Origin of the sequence: Edaphobacter aggregans DSM 19364 (assembly GCF_000745965.1) — a bacterium.
In the GTDB taxonomy this organism is placed as follows: Bacteria; Acidobacteriota; Terriglobia; order Terriglobales; family Acidobacteriaceae; genus Edaphobacter; species Edaphobacter aggregans.
On record NZ_JQKI01000058.1, the window covers coordinates 16,763 to 38,186 of the forward strand.

The following is a 21,424-nucleotide window of genomic DNA, read 5'->3' on the forward strand; positions in this document are numbered from 1 at the left end:
GCAAGAGGTCTTAGAAGGCCATCGGAAGATGGCAGCCGAGTTCGGAAACGAGCCGCAGCGTGTCGTCGAGGCGGCCCGCGCCCGTGCCAGTCAGCAGGAACAGCGGCCGGAAAGCACCACTCATGCGAAAGAGGCCGTCAGCTTCGCCCGCGAGAGCATCTTCGAGCGGGAGGCCGTCGCCGACAAGCGAGCCATCCTTACCACCGCGCTTCGTCGCGGCATGGGAGAAGCGACCTTTCGCGAGGTACGAGACGAGTTCCAATCGCAGCGACAAACCGGCAGATTTCGCTCGATCGAATTCCAAAAATATGATTCGGAACGCCGATTCACCACGCCCGAAACCATCGCAGCAGAACGCGCCAATGTTCAATACGTGCTCGATGGCCGCAACTCTGCGAAACCGATCATGGGAGCAGAGCAAGCAAGGAAGCAGGCGAACACAAAGGATTCTCTAAATCAGTCACAGCGGCAAGCGATTGAGGAGGTTCTAAACTCCTCTGACCGTATCCACGGTTTGCAGGGGCTAGCCGGGACCGGAAAGACGACGACGCTGGAAATCATCCGCAAAGGTGCGGAGACGGAGGGCTATAAGGTCGAGGGTTTTGCCCCAACGTCCAAGGCCGCGGGTCAGCTCCGTGAGGCAGGCGTCGATGCGACGACCCTCCAGAGCTTTTTGTCTCGGAAGGTTAAGTCGTCCCCTGACGAACCAGAGCCAAAGCACCTCTATATGCTCGACGAGTCCAGCCTTGCCAGCACGCGGCAGATGCGAGCGTTTCTCCAAAAGCTGAAGCCAGAGGACCGGGTTCTTGTGATCGGAGATACCCGCCAGCACCAGGCCGTCGATGCCGGACGACCTTTCCAGCAGATGCAGGAGGCGGGGATGCAGACTTCGCAGCTGGACAAGATCATGAGGCAGAGAGATCCAGAGCTATTGAAAGCCGTCCAGCATCTCGCCAACAATGAAACCGTTAAAGGAATCGAATTGCTGGCAGAGCAGGGAAGAGTAACCGAGGTTAAAAGCGCTCAGGACCGGATTCAAGCGATTGCAAAGGACTATGCGGAACGTCCTGAAAACACCATCATCATCTCCCCTGATAACAAAAGCCGCCAGCAAATCAATGAAACCGTGCGGGCGGAACTTCTAAAGACCGGAACGCTCTCGGAGGATGGTAGACAGCTTCGAACTCTGTTGCACCGCTCCGATATGACCGGCGCGGATCGAACCTGGGCGGCACGATATAACCCCGGCGAAGTCTTGCAGTACACCACGGGCAGCAAGACCGAAGGCATCGACCGCAACAGCTTTGCGACCGTGCGGGCGGCAGACGCCCGTTCCAATATGCTTACGGTCGAGAAGCAAGATGGAACAACCGTGAGCTATGATCCACGGCGGCTCCGAGGGGTGAACGTCTTTACTGAAATTGAACGCGAGTTCGCCACCGGGGACCGAATCCAGTTCACAGCCGGAGAAAAGAAGCTCAAAGTAGCGAACCGGGATCTCGCGACCATCGTAAAGCTCGAGGACGGCAAGATGACCGTCGAGCTGGACGGTAAAGCCAAGCGACAAGTCACCTTCGACACGGATAAATTTCGCCAGTTTGACCACGGCTATGCAGTGACCTCGCACAGCTCCCAAGGGCTGACGTCTGGTCGTGTTCTTGCCAATATAGATACTGACTCTTCGCGCAGCCTCATAAACAGTCGCCTTGCTTACGTGGCCGTCTCTCGCGCTTCAGAGGACGCTCGCATCTACACAAACAATGCCGAAACCCTCGGCCAAAGACTCGCAACCGACATTAGCAAAACCGCAGCGGTCGATTTCCGTCAGCCCAGCTCCACGGAACAGACCCGAGAAGCGGTTTCTGCTTTCCGCAGCAATGACCCGGCCACGGCAACTGAGATATTGCAGAAACAAGAGCGTGTCTATGAATATGCAAATCCGGATCATCGCCTGGCGGCGGTTGCGCTCGATTACACAGCCCGTCCGGATCGTGCCGTCGTCGTCGCACCGGACTCGGCCGAGCGGAAAGAGCTAACGCAGCTCATCCGCGCAGAGTTACAGGCCCAAGGCAAAATATCGGCCGAGAGCCATTCCGTCCCCATCCTGGTCGAGCAGAAATATTCCAACCCTAAACTTGCCGCCAGCTACTCTCCCGGCGATCAGATCCACTACCGTACCGGTAGTCCCTCGATTGAGGGAATCCCGCATAACAGCGCTGCGACGGTTCTTGAGACCAATGCGAAGAAGAACTTGCTCACCATAGAAACTCGCGACGGTGAGCAGGTTTCTTATAACCCAGTGCAACTCAGACAGCAGACCAGACAGAGTACGGTCTACCGGCAGGAGCAGCTTGACCTGGCTGTAGGCGACAGGATCACCTTCACCGCGCCGGACCGTGAGAATCGCATTCGTTCCGGCGACTTTGCAAGCGTCGAGCGGATCAGAGACAACAATGCCCTTACCGTCCGGATGGACAATGGAAGGGAAGTGACCCTAGACGCTGAGAAGGCCAACCATATCGACCACGGCTACACCGTTGCAACGGCGAAACGGTTGTCAGCAGACCGAATCGTGCTCACTGGTCACAGCGCCCAGCTCGCAGAGCAGCAAGCCGCCCTCACGAAGCTGAACCAAAAAATCCGCGACCTCGCGATCTACACACGTCGGACAGTACAAACACGTTGCATAAAGAACACAGCATTGCTAATCAGAGCCTTCTCACAAAGGAAGGGATCTCCAATGCTCCAAGCCTCGGCAACCTATCGGAGCCATCGAGCCCGGAAATCGAAATCGAAGGTTACGGAATTGGAATTTAACGCCACAACCCAGCTCTCTAAGCCAGAAAGCAGAAGAACCATGGCCGGTGTACTCCCACGTCGGTTCGACATCGATCGAGTATTGGTTGTTGCTCATGTCCCACGAAAGCACTGCCCCGAGACAGAATCAAAACTATAGTGGCAACTTCCCTTAAATCCATATCCGTCCATTGTCCAACTCGCCTGCCCGGCGTGCGATTATCTATCTAGATATAGACAACCGGTGATTAGTGCAACGGTACATTGGTATAGATACTTTTGGTTTTTCCAAGCACTTCGACAATACTTCCGTAACCTAATTTGTACCGGGGCATGTGACTTCGACCCGCACGGTGTTTTCCACCGCCTCGTTTAAGCGAAGCGCATCTCGCAATTTCGCCAACCCGGCACGTTAAATTCATATTTCTTCGCAATGCCAATTAGCCCTAAGCGGGCAATTCCAACTACACGGCTGAATAATCTCACCATCGTAGAACATCGCGAGCCGCTCTAGGCGACCGGCATCTTTAGAAACCTTCTGGCGGAAGAATCGCTCGATATCCGCTGCGGCACTGCTGGTTCAGCTCAATGCTCCCCTGCGACGACTTCACGTTGGAGAACAGCTTGCTGTCGCCCAGGACGACGAGCCATTTTCCAAATGTCGAGGGAGATTGCTATAAATATTGTTTCTAGTTTGTATTAATTACTCTTGGGCATGTATTCTTGTCCGGCAAAAGTTTTTCAATTCTCATTGGCCACCCGCAGAAAAGGTTGTTTAAGGAGAAAAATGATCTCGCGACGTGAATTTCTCGACACCCTTGCAACTGGCGCGGCAGGATTAGCGATCAGTACTACGGCAAAGAGTTATGGCCAGATTATTGGATCGAACGAGCGGGTAAACTTCGCGGTGATAGGTCTCCATGGGCGCGCTTATGCCCATCTCTCGTCCCTGAAGGTAAATCAAAAAAATGCACGCATTACACACATTTGCGATGTCGAGAGCAATATCCTTCAGAAGTTCTCCGGCGGTGTGGAAAAAAATCTGGGGTACGCTCCAGCAAGCAATAAGGACTTCCGAAAAATTCTGGCGTCCAAGGACGTAGACGCCATCACAATTGCGACGCCGGATCATTGGCATACGCCAATGGCAATCAGCGGACTCCAGGCAGGAAAACACGTCTATGTCGAGAAGCCTTGCAGCCATAACCCTGCTGAAGGAGTGCTCCTTGTCGCAGCTCAGAAGAAATATGGCAAGCACGTTCAGATGGGAACGCAACGACGTTCTTCGCAACTCTATATCGATCTCATAAAACAAATTCACCAAGGCCTGGTTGGCCGGGCCTATTACGCGAAGGCATGGTATAGCAATACCCGCAAATCAATCGGCGTAGGCAAGCCAGCTCCGATTCCTGCGACTCTTGATTGGGATCTCTGGCAGGGTCCTGCTCCCCGGCAGCCTTACAAGGATAACGTTCAGCCTTACAACTGGCATTGGTTCAGGATTTGGGGAACCGGAGAAGCATTGAACAATGGAACGCACGAGGTGGACGTGTGCCGCTGGGCTCTCGATGTGGATCTTCCGAATCATGTCACTGCATCCGGTGGCAGGTATCAGTTTCAGGACGACTGGCAGTTCTACGATACGTTGAATACCGACTTTGAATACGACGGCAAATCGATATCATGGGAAAGCAGGAGCTGCAATGGGATGAAGCTCTACAACCGTGATCGCGGGGCAGTCATTGTTGGCACTACCGGTAGCGTCGTAGTTGATACAGGAGGCTACGAGGTCTACGACCTGCAGGGCAAGAAAACAAGTGAACATATGGTAGGAACAGCCGCGGCATCTTCGGATACTACGGGGGCTGACAATATGACGGATAGTCACTTTGCGAACTTTATCGCTGCGATCCGAAGCAACGAAAAACTTACGCAACCTGTTTCTTCGGGCAATATGTCCGTCACCATGCTCCAACTGTCAAATATAGCTTGGGAAGTGCAACGCGCACTCAAGATCGATTCCGCAACAGGCCACATCGTGAATGATTCAGAAGCTATGAAGTATTGGGGCCGCGACTACGAAAAGGGTTGGGAGCCGCATCTATAACACCCATACAGTACTTCGTGGTTCTTCTCTACTCCGGATGAGAACCAAAAGAATACGTCTTATTCAAAGAATCAATCAAACGCGGCCATTGCTGCCAAGTGTCGCAACGGGCCGCGGAACGGGCGCTCTTGAGAGGAAGTGTCAAAAGATTTTAATAGTACATATTTCAAACTATTGTTGCCATTCCTAATGCTTGGCTGTTAAGGTTTTCCGACGCTCTGAAAATAATATTCATCTACTCTCCCTGACTAAAAAAAGCTCTGGAGGTCTCTTGTAATGCAACGCAAACGCGTGTTATGGAGTATTGTTCTGCTGCTACTACTGGGCCCCTCATGCATAGGATTTGGACAAGCGGTCAATGCAAATCTTGTGGGCACCGTTACAGACCCGACGAAAGCCGCGATTCCCGGGGCGACTGTAACCATTACAGAAACAAAGAGTGGGGCTACCAAAAGCACTCAAACGAACGAGAGCGGCAATTTCGACTTTGAAGCTTTGCAACCTGGTACCTATGACATCGCTGCAGGGCAAAACGGCTTCAAACAGGCCAAGATTGAAAATAGAGTGCTTTTGGTCAATACGACAATGCGCGTTGACCTGACACTCGAAGTAGGTTCGGCGACAGAAAGCATCACGATCTCTTCGGCCCCCGAAGCTCTAAAAACGGATCGTGCGGACGTCGGAATCGACATCTCGTCTCAGCAGGCAGAGGATCTCCCCCTGACGACGAATCGAAATGTACAGGGATTGCTCGCCCTTGTGCCGGGTGCCACTAAGCCGCATCTTACGCACTCAAGCTTCTTCAATGCTCAGGCGTCTCTTTCTACAGAAGTCAATGGGCAGTCTCGCCTTGCCAACAACACCATGATCGAAGGAATTGACGATAACGAACGTTCCGGTCTGCTGCAGGTTCTTATTCCTCCCAGTGAAGCGATTCAGAGCGTGAGTGTAGCGACCAGCAACTATCAGACTGAGTTCGGAAGAGTGGGCGGATCCGTAACGGACATCATTCTGAAATCAGGAACAAATGAGTTTCACGGCGCGGCATACGAGTTCAATCGTGTAAGTGCATTGGCCGCCAAAACCTACTTCCAGACTGGCCCCAATCCGGTAAGTACCTACAATTACTACGGAGCCAATATCGGTGGACCGATCATCCGCAATAAACTCTTTATCTTTGGCGACTACCTCCATGTGGCCGATCATCAGGGGCAATTCAATACGATCACTGTACCTACCGCTGCATTTCGTAACGGTGATCTGAGTGCGGGCGGATTTAATATCTACGACCCTCAGACCGGTAATTCGGATGGAACCGGGAGGTCGCAGTTCAACTATCAAGGCCGCGCCAATGTAATTGATCCTGCCAGAATCAGTCCGATCGCAAAAAATATTCTGGCTCTTGTCCCGCTTCCCAATGTTCCGGGGGCAGGTCTGACGAATAACTATTCCCAGAACACGAAGTTCACCCGGGACACGAATTCATTCGACGTCAAAGCCGATGCAAATCCTCATGGACAGGATCACGTCTCCTATCGTTATAGCTGGCAAAAGGTCACTCAGAATCAGGGAGCGATCTTTGGCTTGGCCGGTGGACCTGCACAGGGAGGGAATAATGCTCTTGGAAACCAGACCGCATACAACACCGCCTTCAACTACACCCATGTCTTTTCACCAACATTGCTGACAGAAATTCGTCTGGGGCTCAACCATTACAAAAATGTCGCTCTTCCGGTTGGCTATGGCTCAAAGGCTTCCGATGCCATAGGCATTCCCGGAGTCAATGTCGACGACCTGACAAGCGGAATGACTGGGATTGATATCGCGGGCTATTCATCTCCGATCCTTGGTACAGGAGCCTCCTATCCCTGGAATCGTGGCGAAACCAACATCGACCTCGCCAACAACTGGACCCTGATCAAGGGAAATCACAGCATGAAGTTCGGTGTTAATTACCGTCGCGTTCGCGATGATCTTCAGCAGGGACAGGTATTCGGACAGAGAGGCAGTTTTCAGTTCCGGGATGGTCAGACTGGACTCAAAGTTAACTCCGGGACTGCGCCGCGAACGGGACAGGCAAATGATTTCGCAAGCTTCCTTCTTGATATCCCGAATGTAGTCGGGCGGGATGTCAATGTAAAAGATGCCTCCTGGAGAGAGTCGCAGGTCTTTGCCTATGGCCAGGACACATGGCAGGCGACATCCAAACTCACTTTGACCCTTGGATTACGGTGGGAGCTTTACGTTCCGCCGACTGCGCGCCAAAATGGCGATTATTCGAATTATGACCCAACTACAAACTCATTGGTGATCGCTGGAATTGGCGGTAATCCTGCCAACCTCGGCATGAAGACGCGATATTACTACTTCGCTCCTCGCTTTGGCTTGGCCTATCGCCTGGACAACAAAACTGTAGTCCGTGCAGGATATGGAATCAGCTATCAATCCTGGCCGGATAACTTAAATGTTTATGCCACCAACTATCCACTGAAGCAGAACAATGCATTTCAAGCCCTGAGCACCTATACACAGGCATTGGAGCCGGATGGGTCTGGAGCATCGATGGCTGCCGGATTCCCGGCACCGTTTCTTGCCACGATTCCTGCCAATGGAATTATTCCGGCAAACACGCCTCAGTTGATTGCGCAGACTTACTACACCGTGCCTACCGACTGGAAGGCTCCTTATACGCACTCATTCAATGCAGCCGTGCAGCGCTCTCTTCCAGGCGGGTTTGTGCTGGATGTCGCTTACGTCGGGAACGTCGGTATACGGCAACCTCAGGGCTATAACCTAAATGCAGGACTCGTAGCCGGGGCCGGTGCTGCGGGGCAACCGGAGTACGCGCCGTTCAAAAGGACTGCCGCCACGAATATCTTCAAACAGGTTGGATCGAACTACAATTCGCTCCAGGTAAAACTGGATCGTCGTTTTACGAATGGACTGTCCGCTACCACCTCCTATACCTATCAGAAAGCGCTTGGCTATACGACCTCAAGTGGAACTGGTGTAGGCGGCACAAATTTTTATACTGACTTTTCTCGCAACTATTCATTGCTGGGGAACAATCGGAAACATACTTTCGTTCAAAGTTTTATCTACGAGCTTCCCTTCGGCAAAAGCAAGAAGTGGCTCAACAGTGGAGTGGCAAGTTGGATAGCCGGGGGATGGCAGGTCACCGGTGTTCTGTCCCTGGAATCGGGAACGCCATTCTCCGTAACAGCGAGCACTGCCAGCTTGAACGCTCCGGGCAACTCGATGCAGTTGGCAAATACCGATGGAACCTTTCACAAGCTGAAAGGGGTGGGAAATAGTCTGTGGTTCGATCCGTCGTCCTTCACTCAGCCTTCCGCCGCCACAACGGGCATCTCTGGGCTGGGAAATAGCGGGCAGAATGCCTATATCGGGCCGGGCTTCTTCAACCTGGACGGTGCACTCTTCCGTAAATTTGCAATTACAGAAAGAGTTGGACTGGAGTTGCGTGCAGAGGCATTTAGCCTTACCAACACTCCCCAATTCGGCAATCCGAGCAGCAATATTTCAAACGCAGACTTCGGTCACATTAACTTTACAAATGGAAATGCAACCGGAAACCGCGTGACAGAGCTTGCGGGAAAGATAACGTTCTAAAGGGCTGTATCAGCCGTGCCATGGTCAAACGCGGCTGATACAGCTGCTGCCGATAACCAGCATATAAGGGAGATAAATGCCTACCACACGTCGTCAGTTTCTTGCGGGAATATCAGCAACCGGTGTTGTCATGGGTGCACCAGCAATTGCGCAGGCTACGAAGAAATCAACTCTTCGCCCGAAGTTTCGTCTTGCCGTTATCAATGACGAAATTTCTCCTGATTTCGATCATGCCTGTTCTGTCGCCGCTAACGATTTTGGTCTTAGCTGGATTGAGATTCGCTCCATGTGGGGGAAGACGCTGGCCGACCTCGATGCACAGCAACTGAGCGAAGCCAAGAGCATTCTAAAAAAATACAATCTACGTGTTACCGATATTGCCAGCCCACTGTTTAAAACTGACTGGCCGGGAGCTCCCATTTCAAAAGAGAGTCCGCATCACGATCAGTTCAACGCTGACTTCGGCTTCAAAAAACAAGATGCACTGTTAGAACGTTGCATTGAACTGGCCAAGACCTTCGACACAGACCGCATTCGCTGCTTCGATTTCTGGCGTCTTGAGGATCCAAAACCCTATCGCAAGGCCATCAATCAAAAATTGAGTGAAGCCGCATCCAAATTGGAAAAGTACAAGCTAATTCTCCTGCTTGAAAATGAGATGGCCTGCAACACTGGTTCAGGAGAAGAGGCGTTAGAGACGCTTCGTGGAGTACCCAACCGTAACTTTATGCTCAACTGGGATCCTGGCAATGCGGGTACATTCCCAAACGACGTTCCCTATCCCGATGCCTATAACAAACTGCCGAAAGATCGCATTGGTCATTGTCACGTGAAAAATGTGAAGCGCCTGGAAAATGGAAAATTCGAATGGCAACCCGTGGGACAAGGAGTTATCGATTGGGTCGGGCAACTAAAGGCTCTCAAAGCCAATGGCTATCGCTATGGTGTGAGTTTAGAGACACATTGGCATGGAGGCGGTTCACCTGAGGCGTCTACACGCATTAGCATGAAGGACCTGAAAGAGGCCTTGACAAAGGCAGCTGTCGCGGTCTGATTGCGACCCAACAAGGTGTGAATGACAATCAGCGCCTCACGTCAGGGGTCCCCTCGACGTGAGGCGAAACTGCTGCGATCTTTGTCCTTACAAACAACTCGACCGGGTTAGGTGCTCTCTTTACGTTCATAAGTACGTTCAAGAGCCCCTCTTGAGAGCAGGAGACAGAAACATATATCTGAACTGCAATGTGAAATGCGCAGCACATATAATCCATGCTCCTCTTGGACTGGGATTAACTCTAAAGTGCCAAAGCAGCTCAAGACATGGGGAAGGACCGTCGATAACCTATTGGGCGGTCCTTTTCTCTTCTGGAAGGAGAGTGGCGCTATGAAAGGAAGCATGGACGAGCATAGTGACCCATTGAACCTCGGCTCTAAGGACTGTGGCCAGACGAATGCAATCGGAGCGGAGCGTCGGCGTCATGAGCGCTTTGCCGTTGAAGGCGATGCCGAGGTCTTGGTCGCGAAGGGCTCGCAGGTGTTTCGCGGCCGGGTTCAGGACATCAGCCTGTCCGGCTGTTTCATCTCGACCAGGGCACGTATTCGTATGTCGATCGGCGCTCCGGTTGAGATGGTCTTCCGGGCGAACGGCGTTATGCTGCGGCTCTCGGCTAATTTGCGCATGGTGCGCTTCGGCCATGGAGCAGGATTTGTTTTCCAGGAACTCAGCCCGCACATGCCTCAGGAGCTCGAGCGGCTCATTGAGGAACTGAAGGGCGCTTCACGTTCCTCCCGATCTCTTGAATAGCATGAAGCAGGCATCATCCGGTCGTGTGATGGACTACGATCTTCGCGATATACGCCTGCTTGCACTGCGGTTAATTGATTGGTATGGTTGTTTGGTCGCTAAGCCCAGTAAGTTATTGATTCTAAGTCTGATAATGTGTCGCTGTACGTGCAAAGTAGAAGTGTCCGGTTTCTGCAAAGTTGAAATGTCCAAACTACCCTTCCGACAGATGGCGGAGGCGGAGATTGGGATTTTTGACGATGAGCGAAAACGAATTGCAGCGCATTGAGGTTCTTGCTGAGGTTTTGTCCAAGAGGCGCACGGAAGCATCGGCCGCTACGATCCTGGGCATCAGCACGAGACAGACACGCCGTCTGGTTGTGGCCTACCGAGCTAGCGGCGGAGCCAGCGTCATCCATAAGCCCGGGGCCGCGCCTCGAACAACAGATTGCTGGAAGGTATCCGAGAGTACGCGGTCGAGCTCGTGCGCTCGAACTACGCTGATTTCGGTCCCTCCCTCGCTACAGAGATGCTGTTGTCCAAGCACGACGTGAAGGTCTCCCGAGAGACGTTGCGGAAGTGGATGATGGCCGATGGGCTATGGCTTTCCCGCAGACAGCGCCGCAGCTTCCATCAGCCACGATTGCGCCGTGAGGCCTTCGGAGAGCTGATCCAGATTGACGGCAGCGACCATCGCTGGTTTGAGAACCGGGCTGATGCCTGCACGTTGCTTGTCTTCATCGACGACGCGACCAGTCGTCTGGTGCAGCTTCGATTTGTTGTGAGCGAGAGCACGGACAGTTACCTCAGCGCGGTACACGCCTATGTCGTCGCCTTCGGCTGTCCAGTCGCTTTTTATTCGGACAAGCACACCGGCTTTCGGATTAACCGGTCGAACGCTCCGGGCGGCACCGGCATGACCCAGTTCGGTCGTGCCCTTGCCGAGCTGAACATCGAGATCATCTGCGCCAACTCAAGCCAGGCAAAGGGCCGCGTCGAACGCGTGAACCGCACGCTTCAAGATCGGCTCGTCAAAGAACTCAGACTCGCAGGTATTTCAAACATCGAAGCTAGTAATTCTTTCTTGCCAGGCTTCTTGTTGGCACACAACGAGAGGTTTGCTGTCACGCCCGTCCGCTCCGAAGACATGCACCGGCCGCTCTCAGTCCCGGTAGAAAAGCTCACCGATATCCTGTGCCATCGCGAGCAGCGTTACGTGGGAAGCCAACTGACCTTGTCGTACGACCGCAAGCGAATCATCCTTGAGCGAAACGCCACGTCCGAGGAGCTAGGGGGTAAGTACGTTGACGTGTACGACTTCCCAGATGGCCGCTTGGAGGTGCGTTCGAAGGGCCTCCTGCTTCCCTACAGCGTCTTCAGCAAGGATCAGAGGGTCAGTCACACGGCGATCGTCGAGAACAAGCGTCTAGGCCACACACTGGCCCTGATCAAGGCACAGCAGGACCGCCACTTCGAGGCGAAGGTGAAGACCAACAGCGAGAAAGGCGAATATCAGAAACGCGGGCGGCAGATCTATGGACCTGATTATGTTCCCAAAATCGTCGCCAAGTCAGTAGTGATGGCTGAGCCGACCGCCAAGAAGGCGTAACGTCCAACCGCGTCCTTTCATGAACGAGTCTCGCCTTTGCTTCGTTACCTGTGCGAGATGTCGACTTCACAGACGAGTGGAAGCCCTGTTTTTAGAAAGGTTTAGAATTCCTCAATGCGGAGACGTTCACTCGCGTTGCAAGCTATGACGGTTATTTTCTTGCTGAGTTCAGCCGCTTCCAGCGCAACAGCTCAGATGGTCGGATACAACCCAAAGCACAGCGCAAACCAACAATCCATAAGTGTCAGCCTCATACAGTTGATCGCCAATCCTGAGAGATACAACGGGAAACCTGTCAGGCTAATCGGTTTCTTGAGACTTGAATTCGAAGGAAATGCTTTGTATCTGCATCGAGAAGACTACGAACGCGGTCTTCCTAACGGGATTTGGGTCGATGTTCCAAGAGATCTGTCGAAGAACGAAAACCAGATTCTCAACAATCAGTACGTCATATGTGAGGGTATCTTTCGTGCGGGAGATCTGAACCAGTTTCGCGGTGAGCTGACGACGATCAATCGCATAGAGATTTGGCCTTCTGGACGTGATCGCAAATAACGCTTTTCGAAAACGGGCTTCTCGGACACATGACCCGCAACGAGATGTACGCGCGAAAAACTGGAGCGGTGGAAATGCCGGCCTGGTGGGAAGAGAGGAAAACATGAAGCCGTTTCCCTCTCTTCCCACAGTCCTTGGAAATCGCTAAAGAACAGCGATTACCACATTCCCACCGCACGACGACTACTATTGAGTTTGGACAGTTCTACTTTGTAGCCCGTAAGACAAATCTACTTTGCAGCAACAGTCGCTGTACACGATACACAAAGAAGGGGAAGGTCTGAAGACCTCCCCCTTCGTCATTTGAGGATTATGTACAGCGGCCCGATCGAAGAAAGAGGATGCACAAGCTGAGTACCGAAACGACGGCCAGCATCAACTGCATGAGCTGCCAATTGGCGTCCAGCCGTTCTTCATCCGTGGTGGCTCTTTGGCTCTGTCGCTGCACTCCCCGATAGACGGACCAGCACGACCTCGCGCTGATGACCAGCATGATGGCAGCGATCAAATTCCAATGAGACTGCGCGAACACCAAAAGCATGGCTATGCCTATGAGCGTAAGCGAAACGCCTTGGACCAAAGGCCACCTGGATGCGGGGAACACTTTCAACACCTTCTCCATGTACGTCTCCTTTTAACGTGCATAGGCACAATATCCCGCGATGATGATCAGCATCGCTGCCATAACGACCCCTAAAAAGAGTACAGCCTCGGGAGCAATTCCCATTAGTAATGCGATATACGCCAATAGTTCAGGATCTTCCCTCAGGTAAGTAAAGAACTCCCGAATGGTTAATGCGCTGAGGCTGAGGATCACAGTACACCATTGGTAGGAAGGTTGTCCGTTCTGGGCAACAAAGTTAGCGACATTGGCAGCCAGGAAATCCTCGGTGTAAGTCGTGTAGTTGGTGGGGTCATCAACAGACGGCCACCAGAAACCTCCGCTGGGGTCGACTTGGGCTTCCTCTTCCGGAAAAGCTTGTCGTGGATGGGTGACTTCGTTCCACCATCCCCAATCGGTCCACCACCACCAATTGGTCGGATCAAATGGCGGCGGATCCTGAAAGCCCTCCGCTTCAGATACAAACATCTTTGTCGCTGAAGGGTCCTGCTTCATTTGATCGACGCCGTTCTTATAGAGTGCCCACCTCGCCTCCGCCTTCGGATGGGTTCCAAGTACCAGCGCTCGCTGTGTGCAGGAAATGCCATGCTTATCAATCGCTGCCGCGATTCCGTTAAGAGGTGCAGGGCTGTTTAGCATCACGTTCACCGCATGGACGTCATTGGCAGACAGAGGGACGCCGTGCGACTTGAGTTGCTCGACAATGCCTTCTAAATCTTTGGTGCTATAGGGTGCGGTATTTCTGGCTCGTGCCTTTGTGAATCCTCCCTTGGCCTTGAGGTACGCGTTGATCTTCTCGTTGACCCCAGAAGCTTCGAACTGACTGAACAAGTGAGCCAGGTTGGTGTGGATTTCCGCTGTGTCAACGGTTGCCCTCTGGGGACCTGGAGTTGCCAGCTCCTTGAGGGTATTGAGGGACATGGTCGTGATCGTGTCAAACAGGATGGATGTCGACTTCTTGGGAAGCTCGGTAGATGGGGTGGCTTGAATCGGAGAAGGTAATGCGGCAACAAGACCGACTGCGCCGCCTGCCGTAAGGAAGGTACGTCGTGACGTCATGCTTGTATTTCTCCTCTATTTATTGGGGGGAGCTGGGCCGAACGACGCCAAAAAATTCCATGAGATCAGTGAACCGTCAAGCTTATTCGAATAAATAGCAAAGATTATTGTTCGAGTTTTCCCACTGTCATCTCGGGTCGATCGGCATCGGTGAGCTTGTCTTTGCTCGTCACCTCCAGGTCGAGGTAATGCCCCCGCAGGTTCCAATCGTTCTCGCCAATGCGCGAACCTGAGTTCGTGCAGAAGTGGGCCATGTTGCCGAAGAGAAGTCGGACGGTAGTGCGGATGCAGAGCAACCGTCTCTCGAAGACGCCTTCCCAAACGATCTGATCGGCTGAAGTGGTCTTCCAGCCGCCGTTGCTGATGGTGCGGCGGCTGGTCTCGGTGAATACGTCGGTCCATCGTTGCGTGTGGCTCATGGGATTGGCCTCTAAAGTGCGATTGCTGGGGCTGCTGCGGTGGACGGTACGGTTATGGCGGCGTGGTGGCGTCTGCGCCTCCTAGACGCCCTGCAACGCGCGCGGGGGATGAGCTGCGGATGCAGTCGAGGACAGCGCGAGCGAACCTGAGACGGGTGGCGGTGTGGGAGTTCTGGATGCTGTTAGTCATGGGTAGCCTCGGACGCTGGGTCGCTTGGGGGATGCTGCACGGGCTGGATTACAGCGATTTCAGGGTGAACGCTCTGAAGCCGATGCGTGCGGCGGCGGACCATATTCTCGGGCTGGAGGACGGAAAGAAGAGATTCGCTGACTGCGTGCTGCGGATGATCTTGCCCCCGCGAAACGTATCCCATAGCTGACAATCAGCGAAGGGGAAAACGATGATGAAGGCGAGTCGGGCGCGTTATACGCTCGAGTTCAAGCAGGAGGCGGTACGGCTTGTGGAGTCGGGCCAGAGTATCGCGGCGGCATCCAGAACCTTGGGTCTGGTCGAGCAGACGTTGTTCAACTGGGTCAAGGCGCATCGGGAAGGCACGCTGAAGGGGAAAGCTATGGCGTACTTTGCCAAGGGGCAGAAGTGAAGTACGCCTTGATTCGACGCAACCGCCGTCTGTGGCCGATTCGGGTACAGTGCCGCATGCTTGGAGTCAGTGTGGCCGGCTACCACGAGCACTTCCTTCGTCGCCCGCATATCGTCCGGCGTCGGCATCTGACTGCGGAGGCTATCGTCGTGCATATCCGCGCTGTATACGCCGCGAACCGCGGAGCATATGGCTGGCCGCGCATCTGGCGGGAGCTTCACGCTCAGGGCATCCGCGTGGGCAAGCAGCGCGTGCAGCGACTGATGCGGCAGCACGGTATCCGCGCCCGCGGCAAGCGGCGCTTCCGCGTCACGACGACCGACAGCCGTCACAGCTTACCGATCGCGCCCAACCTGCTGAACCGCAATTCACCGTCGCTGCGCCCAACCAGGCGTGGACCGGCGACATCACGTACATTCCAACCAGCGAGGGTTGGCTCTTCCTGGCCGTGGTCATCGATCTGTTCAGCCGCCGCGTCGTGGGCTGGTCGATGCAACCGGAGATGCGCAGCAGCCTGGTCATCGACGCGCTGGAGATGGCATGGCTGCGGCGGAGTTCCGATCGGAATGCAACGCAGATTTTCCATAGCGATCGCGGCAGCCAATACGCCAGTCATGAGTTCGCCCAGGTTCTTCAGCGGTGCGGCATCACAGCTTCGATGAGTCGCAAGGGGAACTGCTGGGACAACGCTCCCAGCGAGACCCTGTTTGCTTCTCTGAAAGTGGAGCGGCTTCACGGCCAACGATTCGAAACCATCCGCCAGGCGAAGGATGAAACTCTCGCGTGGCTGCTCTGGTACAACCAAACACGCATGCACTCAACCCTCAGCTACCTAAGCCCGGTCCAGTTCGAACAGCAATGGGCTTGACCGCAAACAAGTAGCCTTTTGCAGTTCAAACGTTAGTGTTCTATCGTGACTGCCGTGCGGCGGGAGTGGGAGGGGCGCGGCTCTATGGGGCAGTTACGATAGAACCGTTTGAAGTGAACCGCTGGCGTGGTGGATGCGGTGGGTTGCTATGGGATTTCAATCAGGCGGGATCGGTTGTGGCGTCGAGGTGTGGACGTTTTGGGGCAGGCGCCGTGGCGTTTGGATGGGCCTGAGGTTGGGAGCGCAGAGCCTTTCTCAAAACCCCGTTTTTAGGGCATATCATGTCCACTCAAGTGGGGATTGTTTCCGGCACAGGAAGCAGCCAGCCCTTCAACTTGATTTTCGTTACTGCTTTCCTTCAGCCCAGATTGAAATTGACTCGTTATTTGCGAGAAGAGGCGCTTGCGTCGGGAATTGAGATCATCGAGACGAGCGTTGCGGCGTTTATATACTGGGCTTAATCATTCGATGTCTAGGCGGTGTGCACGTCGGAATTTCCGAGAACCACATGGCCGTAAGGCGCATGAACCAAACACGCACGCGCAAGACGATCCGCGTCCATTGCTACCTCCATCGCTGTTTGCAACTGCAGTTGTACCAGTTTCGCGCAACACGCCCCCACGGACCGTCAGTGGATGCTGACACGACGAGTTATTTGCCCGTTGCTCTCCCAGTAGGTCCTCTTGCTGGCGAGGAATGGGTCCTCCGGCGCTGGCTGGACGTTGCCGTCGACGTCGAACGCCCGCGACCGAATCTTGTGCTCGCCCGAGGCGGGCGCCCCCCATTCAAACGTCCAGAACCTCCAGGTGTAGCCACGCGATCTTTTCCTGTGTGGCGCGTGGCCCTCGAGCCTCGTCGCCCCCCAGAGCCCGTCGTCGATTTGCACGTCCGCCGACGCGATCGGAGCGGGACTCTCAAGCCTCGCCGCCGTCCAGGGCCCGTCGTCGATTTGGACCTCCACCGCGGCGATCGGTGCGCCCCAAGCGGCACCCATGATGGCGTATCGATTTTGCCTGCGCGTGACTTTGGCCGGCGCCGACTTGAGCCGGTCGTGACTCACGGTGGCGAACGTCCAGACGGTCTGACTGTCGCGCTGCTCCTCGCGGATGGCGACGTAGTCCCGCGCCATAAAGCGACCCGCGTAGCGGTGGCCCACCACCTCTATGCGTGTCAGCCACTTGACGTTTGCCACACCGTACCAGCCCGGGGCGATCAGGCGCACGGGGAAGCCGTGGCTCGGGGGCAGTCGCTCGCCGTTCATTTCGTAGCAGAGCAGGTTGTCGCGGTTGAGCGCTTCGCGGACAGACATGCTGCGGGCGAACTGCTCGGTGATCGTCAGATCAAGTCCGCCGTCAGAATCTGGCTGGACTGTACCCGTCTTGCCGCCAATGACGATCCCCGAGTTGTCGCGAATTGTCACCGTGCCGCTATCAGCCCCCCAGAAGACCACTTCGGTGCCCTCCTCCAGGATACCCGCCTCCTCTAACAGCGGGGCCAACTGCGCTCCCGCCCAGCGGGCATTGCCGATGCCGCCGATGAAGAAGTCCAGTCCGGTGCCGGTGTTGCCCGAGCACTCCAATGTGAAGTCCACCTCGCGGCGCTCGCGGGCTTTGAGGTCGGCCAGCGTCAGGGACTGGGGATGCGCAACGAGGCCCGCGATGCCGACGCGCCATGTGGACTCATCAAGGCCGCCGGGTTGGCCGTAGTGGTTAACAAAGAAGAAGTTGTTGGTAGGTGTCAGCCAGGAGTCGAGCGCCTCCCACTTCAGCAGGTTGCCGACGTTTTCCGGGATAGGGTTCGGCGCGGGCTGGTCGAGCCACGGAATGACCTCGTCGCCCGGGTCCCCAAAGGCTTGCGCCAGGCCTGTCACCCGCAACACCGTCAGCTCCGCCAACGCCGCCCCACCACCCTTCAACAAGGTGCGCCGAGAAAGATCTTGATTTTCCATGGGGTAGTCCTCCCCTCCCGCAAATTCACCGATCGACGGATTAATGCCCTGTCGGTCCAAGCGGAAGTTGTACCTGCGTGAGCGCTGGGGATCTCAGCCCCCGCAGCGTCTCCTGCTCAGCCCGGCTGCGTCCGAACTGCCGGCCCGCACCCTGGCCCGGCATCCAGACCTGGTAAAGATAGTTGCTGTCTCCATATTGCCGAAAGATCAGGCGCCCCCCATCCTTACTGTTTTGCTCCCCGGCGGGCTGGACCGACATCAGGTACTGCTTCTTGGTGGACTGGGTGTCGACGAACGAAAGGTACCGGGGTGCCTGCAGTGAGATGCGATATCTGCCTGCAGGCACCATCTGGTCGTTGGCGGAGAAGTCAAATGGAATGTTGACGGTTACCGCCTGAGCCTGTGCTGCCGCCGGCCCAGTCAGCGCCGCGCCGAGCGAAAGCACCAGAGCTGCGCAGGTAAGGATGGAAGATGTACGGAACATGGCGAACCTCCTCGATGATCCTGCGGCTTTGTCCCTGCTCCAACTACCGCTTGGGATATTCGCAATGTGCGCCGCTGCTGCGATCCGCTCAATGCTCTGGAGATCATTCCGTCATCATCTGCTCATTGCGCTCTCCGCCCTTGAAACAAAAGGATTTTAACCCTCGAATAAATTGCTGGTTCGAGTTCTGCTGGAACTGCCGATTGAGAAAGGTATAAAGTTGTTCAGCCCAGAGGAGCACGCTAATGGGCATGCCGGTCGACACTCCACGGACCTGGCGCTTCGGCGTGTTCGAACTGGACGCCTCGAGTGGAGAACTGCGCCGCAATGGCACCGTCGTCAAGCTGCGCGAACAGCCGGCGCGCATTCTGCTCCTGCTGCTCGAGCACGCGGGGCAGATGGTCACGCGCGAGCAATTGCGCCAGCATCTCTGGCCATCCGACACCTTCGTCGATTTCGACCACAGCGTGAATTCTGCTGTCATGAAGCTCCGCGAGGCCTTGGGCGACTCGGCCGACAAGCCTCTCTACATCGAAACCATCCCGAAGAAGGGTTATCGCTTTGTCGCGCCCGTCTCCCAACCGGGGGATGCGCAGAATGACGGTGCTTCGTCTCGATTGACTGCGATATCCGAGATGGCTGTATCCAACACGTGGGGACAGAGTAACGGGAGCGTTGAAGTCCGCACTATTACGCCTGACGAGAAGCCAGACCGTCGAAGGCTGCTCTCCAGGAAGTTAGCCCTAATCATCGTATGCGTCGTATCCGCAATTGGAATCGCCGCGCTCATTCGATCTGCGTCTCTTCGATCCGCCCTTGTTCAATTTGGGAGCCAGCCTAAGCCATTCTCGGGCGAGCCGAACATGATGTCTTCAAATCTGAGTTCTTCGATTCTCACGAGCGCGCCCGGAGACGCGAGATCCCCGTCGTTTTCGCCGGACGGGCGTCAGATCGCGTTCGTTTGGAATGGTGTGGAGCGCACACACTACGACATCTATGTGCAGTTGGTAGGAGGCGACACGCCGCTACAGATCACACACCACAAGCGAGGCGACGGTGTTCCCGGCCTGCCGCAGTGGTCGCCGGATGGGCGGGAAATCGCCTTTGCCCGCTGCAATAGCGACCGCGATGGGGTCTACACGGTCCCCGCACTCGGCGGCCCCGAGCGTCGGCTGACGAGCTCGGCCTGCCGGGACTTTGTTGCAGGCCGGCCCGCCTGGACTCTCGACAGCAAAGCTATGGTGATGCTCGACCAGTGCACCCCAGGTGGTCCCCGCGCGCTTGTGCTCTTCTCCTTCGCAACCGGTGAGAAGCGCTGTCTCGCGACCGGATCGCACGGAGACTTTGCCGCCGACGATGCGCTTTCCCCGGATGGACGAACCGTTGCATTTTTTCGTCAGACCGACGGAGGCTATAGCGAGCTCTATGCCGTGCCGCTTACCGGTGGCCCACCGAGGCGTCTTGTTTCAGCCGATGCTTTCTTCTGGAACCCGATGTGGACACCCGACGGCAAATACATCGTCCTCTACTCGATGCGAGGAAACATGGTGCGCCCCTGGAGGGTGCCGGTCGCAGGCGGCCAGGTCGAACCTGAGATGGTCTACCCGGTCGTGGGTTCGATCTCCCAGGACGGGCGGAGGCTTGTCTATGCGGAGAGCCAGGTGGGGGGTTCTTCCGGTCACCTTGCTCCCGCGATAATCTGGCGCGCGGATCTTTCGAAAGCAGGCGGTCCAGTGCTTCGTACCAAGAAGCTCATCTATTCACAGTTCATGGAGGACGCTGCCCAACCCTCCCCGGACGGGACGCGTCTTGCGCTGCAATCAGCACGTTCCGGCGCACGCCAGATCTGGCTGAACAGCTCCGACGGCGATCATCCCGTGCAACTTACAAATATAGGCGGGCACTCGGGCACTCCGCGCTGGTCGCCCGATGGACGATGGATCGCCTTCGATGCCCATGTAGAGAATCATGTCCATATCTACTCCCATATCTATGTCGTTGATGCAGAGGGCAGGAACCTTCATGCGATCACGCATGGTGACTCCGACAACTACGTGCCAAGTTGGTCCCGTGACGGCAGGTCCATCTACTTCGCGTCGGACCGTACTGGAACCAGGCAGATCTGGAAGCACTCTGTTGAGGACAGGTCAGAGAGACGGCTGACCGAGCATGGCGGCTTTGATCCTTTTGAGTCCTACGACGGGCGAACGATCTACTACAGCAAGTTTGACGAACCTGGGATATGGAGCATGCCCGCAAGCGGAGGCAGCGAGTCGCCTGTGGTGACCGGCAAACCGCAAGTAAGTTACTGGGGACACTGGGCCGTGACGGAGAGCGGACTTTACCTCCTGGACGTCGATGCCGAACCACGTCCTACGATCGAGTTCTATAGCTTCGCCACCCGCAGGATTACGCCAGTCCTGTCACTTGAAGAAAGCCCCGGCGATTGGCAGCCCAGCTTAAGCACGACGCGAGACGGGCGCACCATCTTCTACACCCAGTACGATCCCCAGAGCGTTATCAAGATGGTAGAGAACTTCCGCTAGGAACAACCGACCGCGGAGCGCGGTTTAGTACAACCGCCATTTCACCAACTGCCCGTGAAGTTCGTCGGCATTTCGGTAACAACGCGCGACTGCAGGGGACCCGGGCCAGTCCGCAACAGGGTGCGTCGTGCACGAGAACACTCAAGCTCAAGAAACCCGGCTCTGTATCCACCGCTGCGTGAGTAATTCAGCAGTAAGAGGGACAATGGCCGGTGGGCCAGAAGCACCGCGCTCCATCACCGACTCTTGTCGGCTCTGAGATTGCTTCTGGCGGATCAGCTCGGCCGGAATAAAGATCGGTCCAGTCGGCAAGAGTCCACCCAGTGGTGTTGCCGGTGGCGTAACAGACAGTTTGCTGAGTGCCCGCCTCTTCCGCTGTGTTTGCACTCTGGCCAC

The 21,424-nt window shown here is 55.3% G+C and carries 16 protein-coding genes and 2 pseudogenes; 12 read left to right on the forward strand and 6 right to left on the reverse strand.

The features are described 5' to 3' along the window. Positions 1–10: 10 nt before the first annotated feature. Complete coding sequence (locus Q363_RS44390) at positions 11–370, reverse strand: hypothetical protein (RefSeq protein ID WP_245632338.1); 360 nt, start codon at positions 368–370, stop codon at positions 11–13. Positions 371–373: 3 nt separating this feature from the next. Between Q363_RS44390 and Q363_RS19810 the strand changes: the two genes are divergently transcribed. The 7 genes and pseudogenes from Q363_RS19810 (at position 374) to Q363_RS19840 (ending at position 12,480) form a co-directional block, all read left to right on the forward strand. Next, entirely contained in the window at positions 374–2,956 is a 2,583-nt protein-coding gene (locus tag Q363_RS19810) for an ATP-dependent DNA helicase (protein WP_245632336.1), read from the forward strand. A gap of 627 nt (positions 2,957–3,583) precedes the next feature. Beyond that, positions 3,584–4,903, forward strand: coding sequence for a Gfo/Idh/MocA family protein (locus tag Q363_RS19815; RefSeq protein ID WP_035353843.1), 1,320 nt, complete (start codon positions 3,584–3,586; stop codon positions 4,901–4,903). A gap of 276 nt (positions 4,904–5,179) precedes the next feature. Then, entirely contained in the window at positions 5,180–8,533 is a 3,354-nt protein-coding gene (locus Q363_RS19820; protein ID WP_035353846.1) for a TonB-dependent receptor, read from the forward strand. A 76-nt stretch (positions 8,534–8,609) separates the two neighbouring features. After that, positions 8,610–9,587: a sugar phosphate isomerase/epimerase family protein gene (locus Q363_RS19825; protein ID WP_035353849.1), complete on the forward strand. Its 978-nt coding sequence runs from the start codon at positions 8,610–8,612 to the stop codon at positions 9,585–9,587. A gap of 330 nt (positions 9,588–9,917) precedes the next feature. After that, positions 9,918–10,337 carry a PilZ domain-containing protein gene (locus tag Q363_RS19830; RefSeq protein WP_035353851.1) on the forward strand — a complete coding sequence of 140 codons (420 nt, stop codon included), beginning with the start codon at positions 9,918–9,920 and terminating at the stop codon, positions 10,335–10,337. A gap of 224 nt (positions 10,338–10,561) precedes the next feature. Next, a pseudogene (locus Q363_RS19835) lies at positions 10,562–11,925 on the forward strand (ISNCY family transposase). 135 nt (positions 11,926–12,060) lie between these two features. Next, positions 12,061–12,480: a hypothetical protein gene (locus tag Q363_RS19840; protein WP_157467213.1), complete on the forward strand. Its 420-nt coding sequence runs from the start codon at positions 12,061–12,063 to the stop codon at positions 12,478–12,480. A gap of 310 nt (positions 12,481–12,790) precedes the next feature. On the opposite strand, the gene Q363_RS19845 is transcribed toward Q363_RS19840, so the two are convergent. The 3 genes from Q363_RS19845 to Q363_RS19855 form a co-directional block, all read right to left on the reverse strand. Beyond that, positions 12,791–13,102, reverse strand: coding sequence for a hypothetical protein (locus Q363_RS19845; protein ID WP_035353856.1), 312 nt, complete (start codon positions 13,100–13,102; stop codon positions 12,791–12,793). A gap of 12 nt (positions 13,103–13,114) precedes the next feature. Continuing rightward, positions 13,115–14,161 (reverse strand): twin-arginine translocation signal domain-containing protein, encoded by a 1,047-nt coding sequence (locus tag Q363_RS19850; protein ID WP_035353858.1) that lies wholly within the window; start codon positions 14,159–14,161, stop codon positions 13,115–13,117. 104 nt (positions 14,162–14,265) lie between these two features. Beyond that, positions 14,266–14,580, reverse strand: a complete 315-nt coding sequence (locus Q363_RS19855) for a hypothetical protein (RefSeq protein WP_035353861.1) — start codon at positions 14,578–14,580, stop codon at positions 14,266–14,268. A gap of 119 nt (positions 14,581–14,699) precedes the next feature. Here Q363_RS19855 and Q363_RS19860 point away from each other — a divergent pair, with 119 nt between their 5' ends. From Q363_RS19860 to Q363_RS44405, 4 genes and pseudogenes are all read left to right on the forward strand, one after another. Next, positions 14,700–14,960, forward strand: a complete 261-nt coding sequence (locus Q363_RS19860) for a hypothetical protein (RefSeq protein WP_035353863.1) — start codon at positions 14,700–14,702, stop codon at positions 14,958–14,960. A 21-nt stretch (positions 14,961–14,981) separates the two neighbouring features. After that, positions 14,982–15,182: a transposase gene (locus Q363_RS44395; RefSeq protein ID WP_245632335.1), complete on the forward strand. Its 201-nt coding sequence runs from the start codon at positions 14,982–14,984 to the stop codon at positions 15,180–15,182. A 56-nt stretch (positions 15,183–15,238) separates the two neighbouring features. Then, positions 15,239–15,427, forward strand: a pseudogene (locus tag Q363_RS44400) (IS3 family transposase); the annotation flags it as partial. After that, entirely contained in the window at positions 15,388–16,050 is a 663-nt protein-coding gene (locus Q363_RS44405; RefSeq protein WP_245632337.1) for an IS3 family transposase, read from the forward strand. The pseudogene Q363_RS44400 and the gene Q363_RS44405, both read left to right, overlap by 40 nt. A 628-nt stretch (positions 16,051–16,678) precedes the next feature. Here Q363_RS44405 and Q363_RS19880 read toward each other — a convergent pair. Beyond that, positions 16,679–17,998: a molybdopterin-dependent oxidoreductase gene (locus Q363_RS19880; protein WP_035353866.1), complete on the reverse strand. Its 1,320-nt coding sequence runs from the start codon at positions 17,996–17,998 to the stop codon at positions 16,679–16,681. A 40-nt stretch (positions 17,999–18,038) separates the two neighbouring features. Continuing rightward, positions 18,039–18,482 (reverse strand): hypothetical protein, encoded by a 444-nt coding sequence (locus Q363_RS19885; protein WP_035353867.1) that lies wholly within the window; start codon positions 18,480–18,482, stop codon positions 18,039–18,041. A gap of 245 nt (positions 18,483–18,727) precedes the next feature. On the opposite strand from Q363_RS19885, the gene Q363_RS19890 reads away from it, so the two are divergent. Further along, positions 18,728–21,028 carry a winged helix-turn-helix domain-containing protein gene (locus tag Q363_RS19890; RefSeq protein WP_084080566.1) on the forward strand — a complete coding sequence of 767 codons (2,301 nt, stop codon included), beginning with the start codon at positions 18,728–18,730 and terminating at the stop codon, positions 21,026–21,028. The last annotated feature ends 396 nt before the right edge of the window (positions 21,029–21,424 follow it).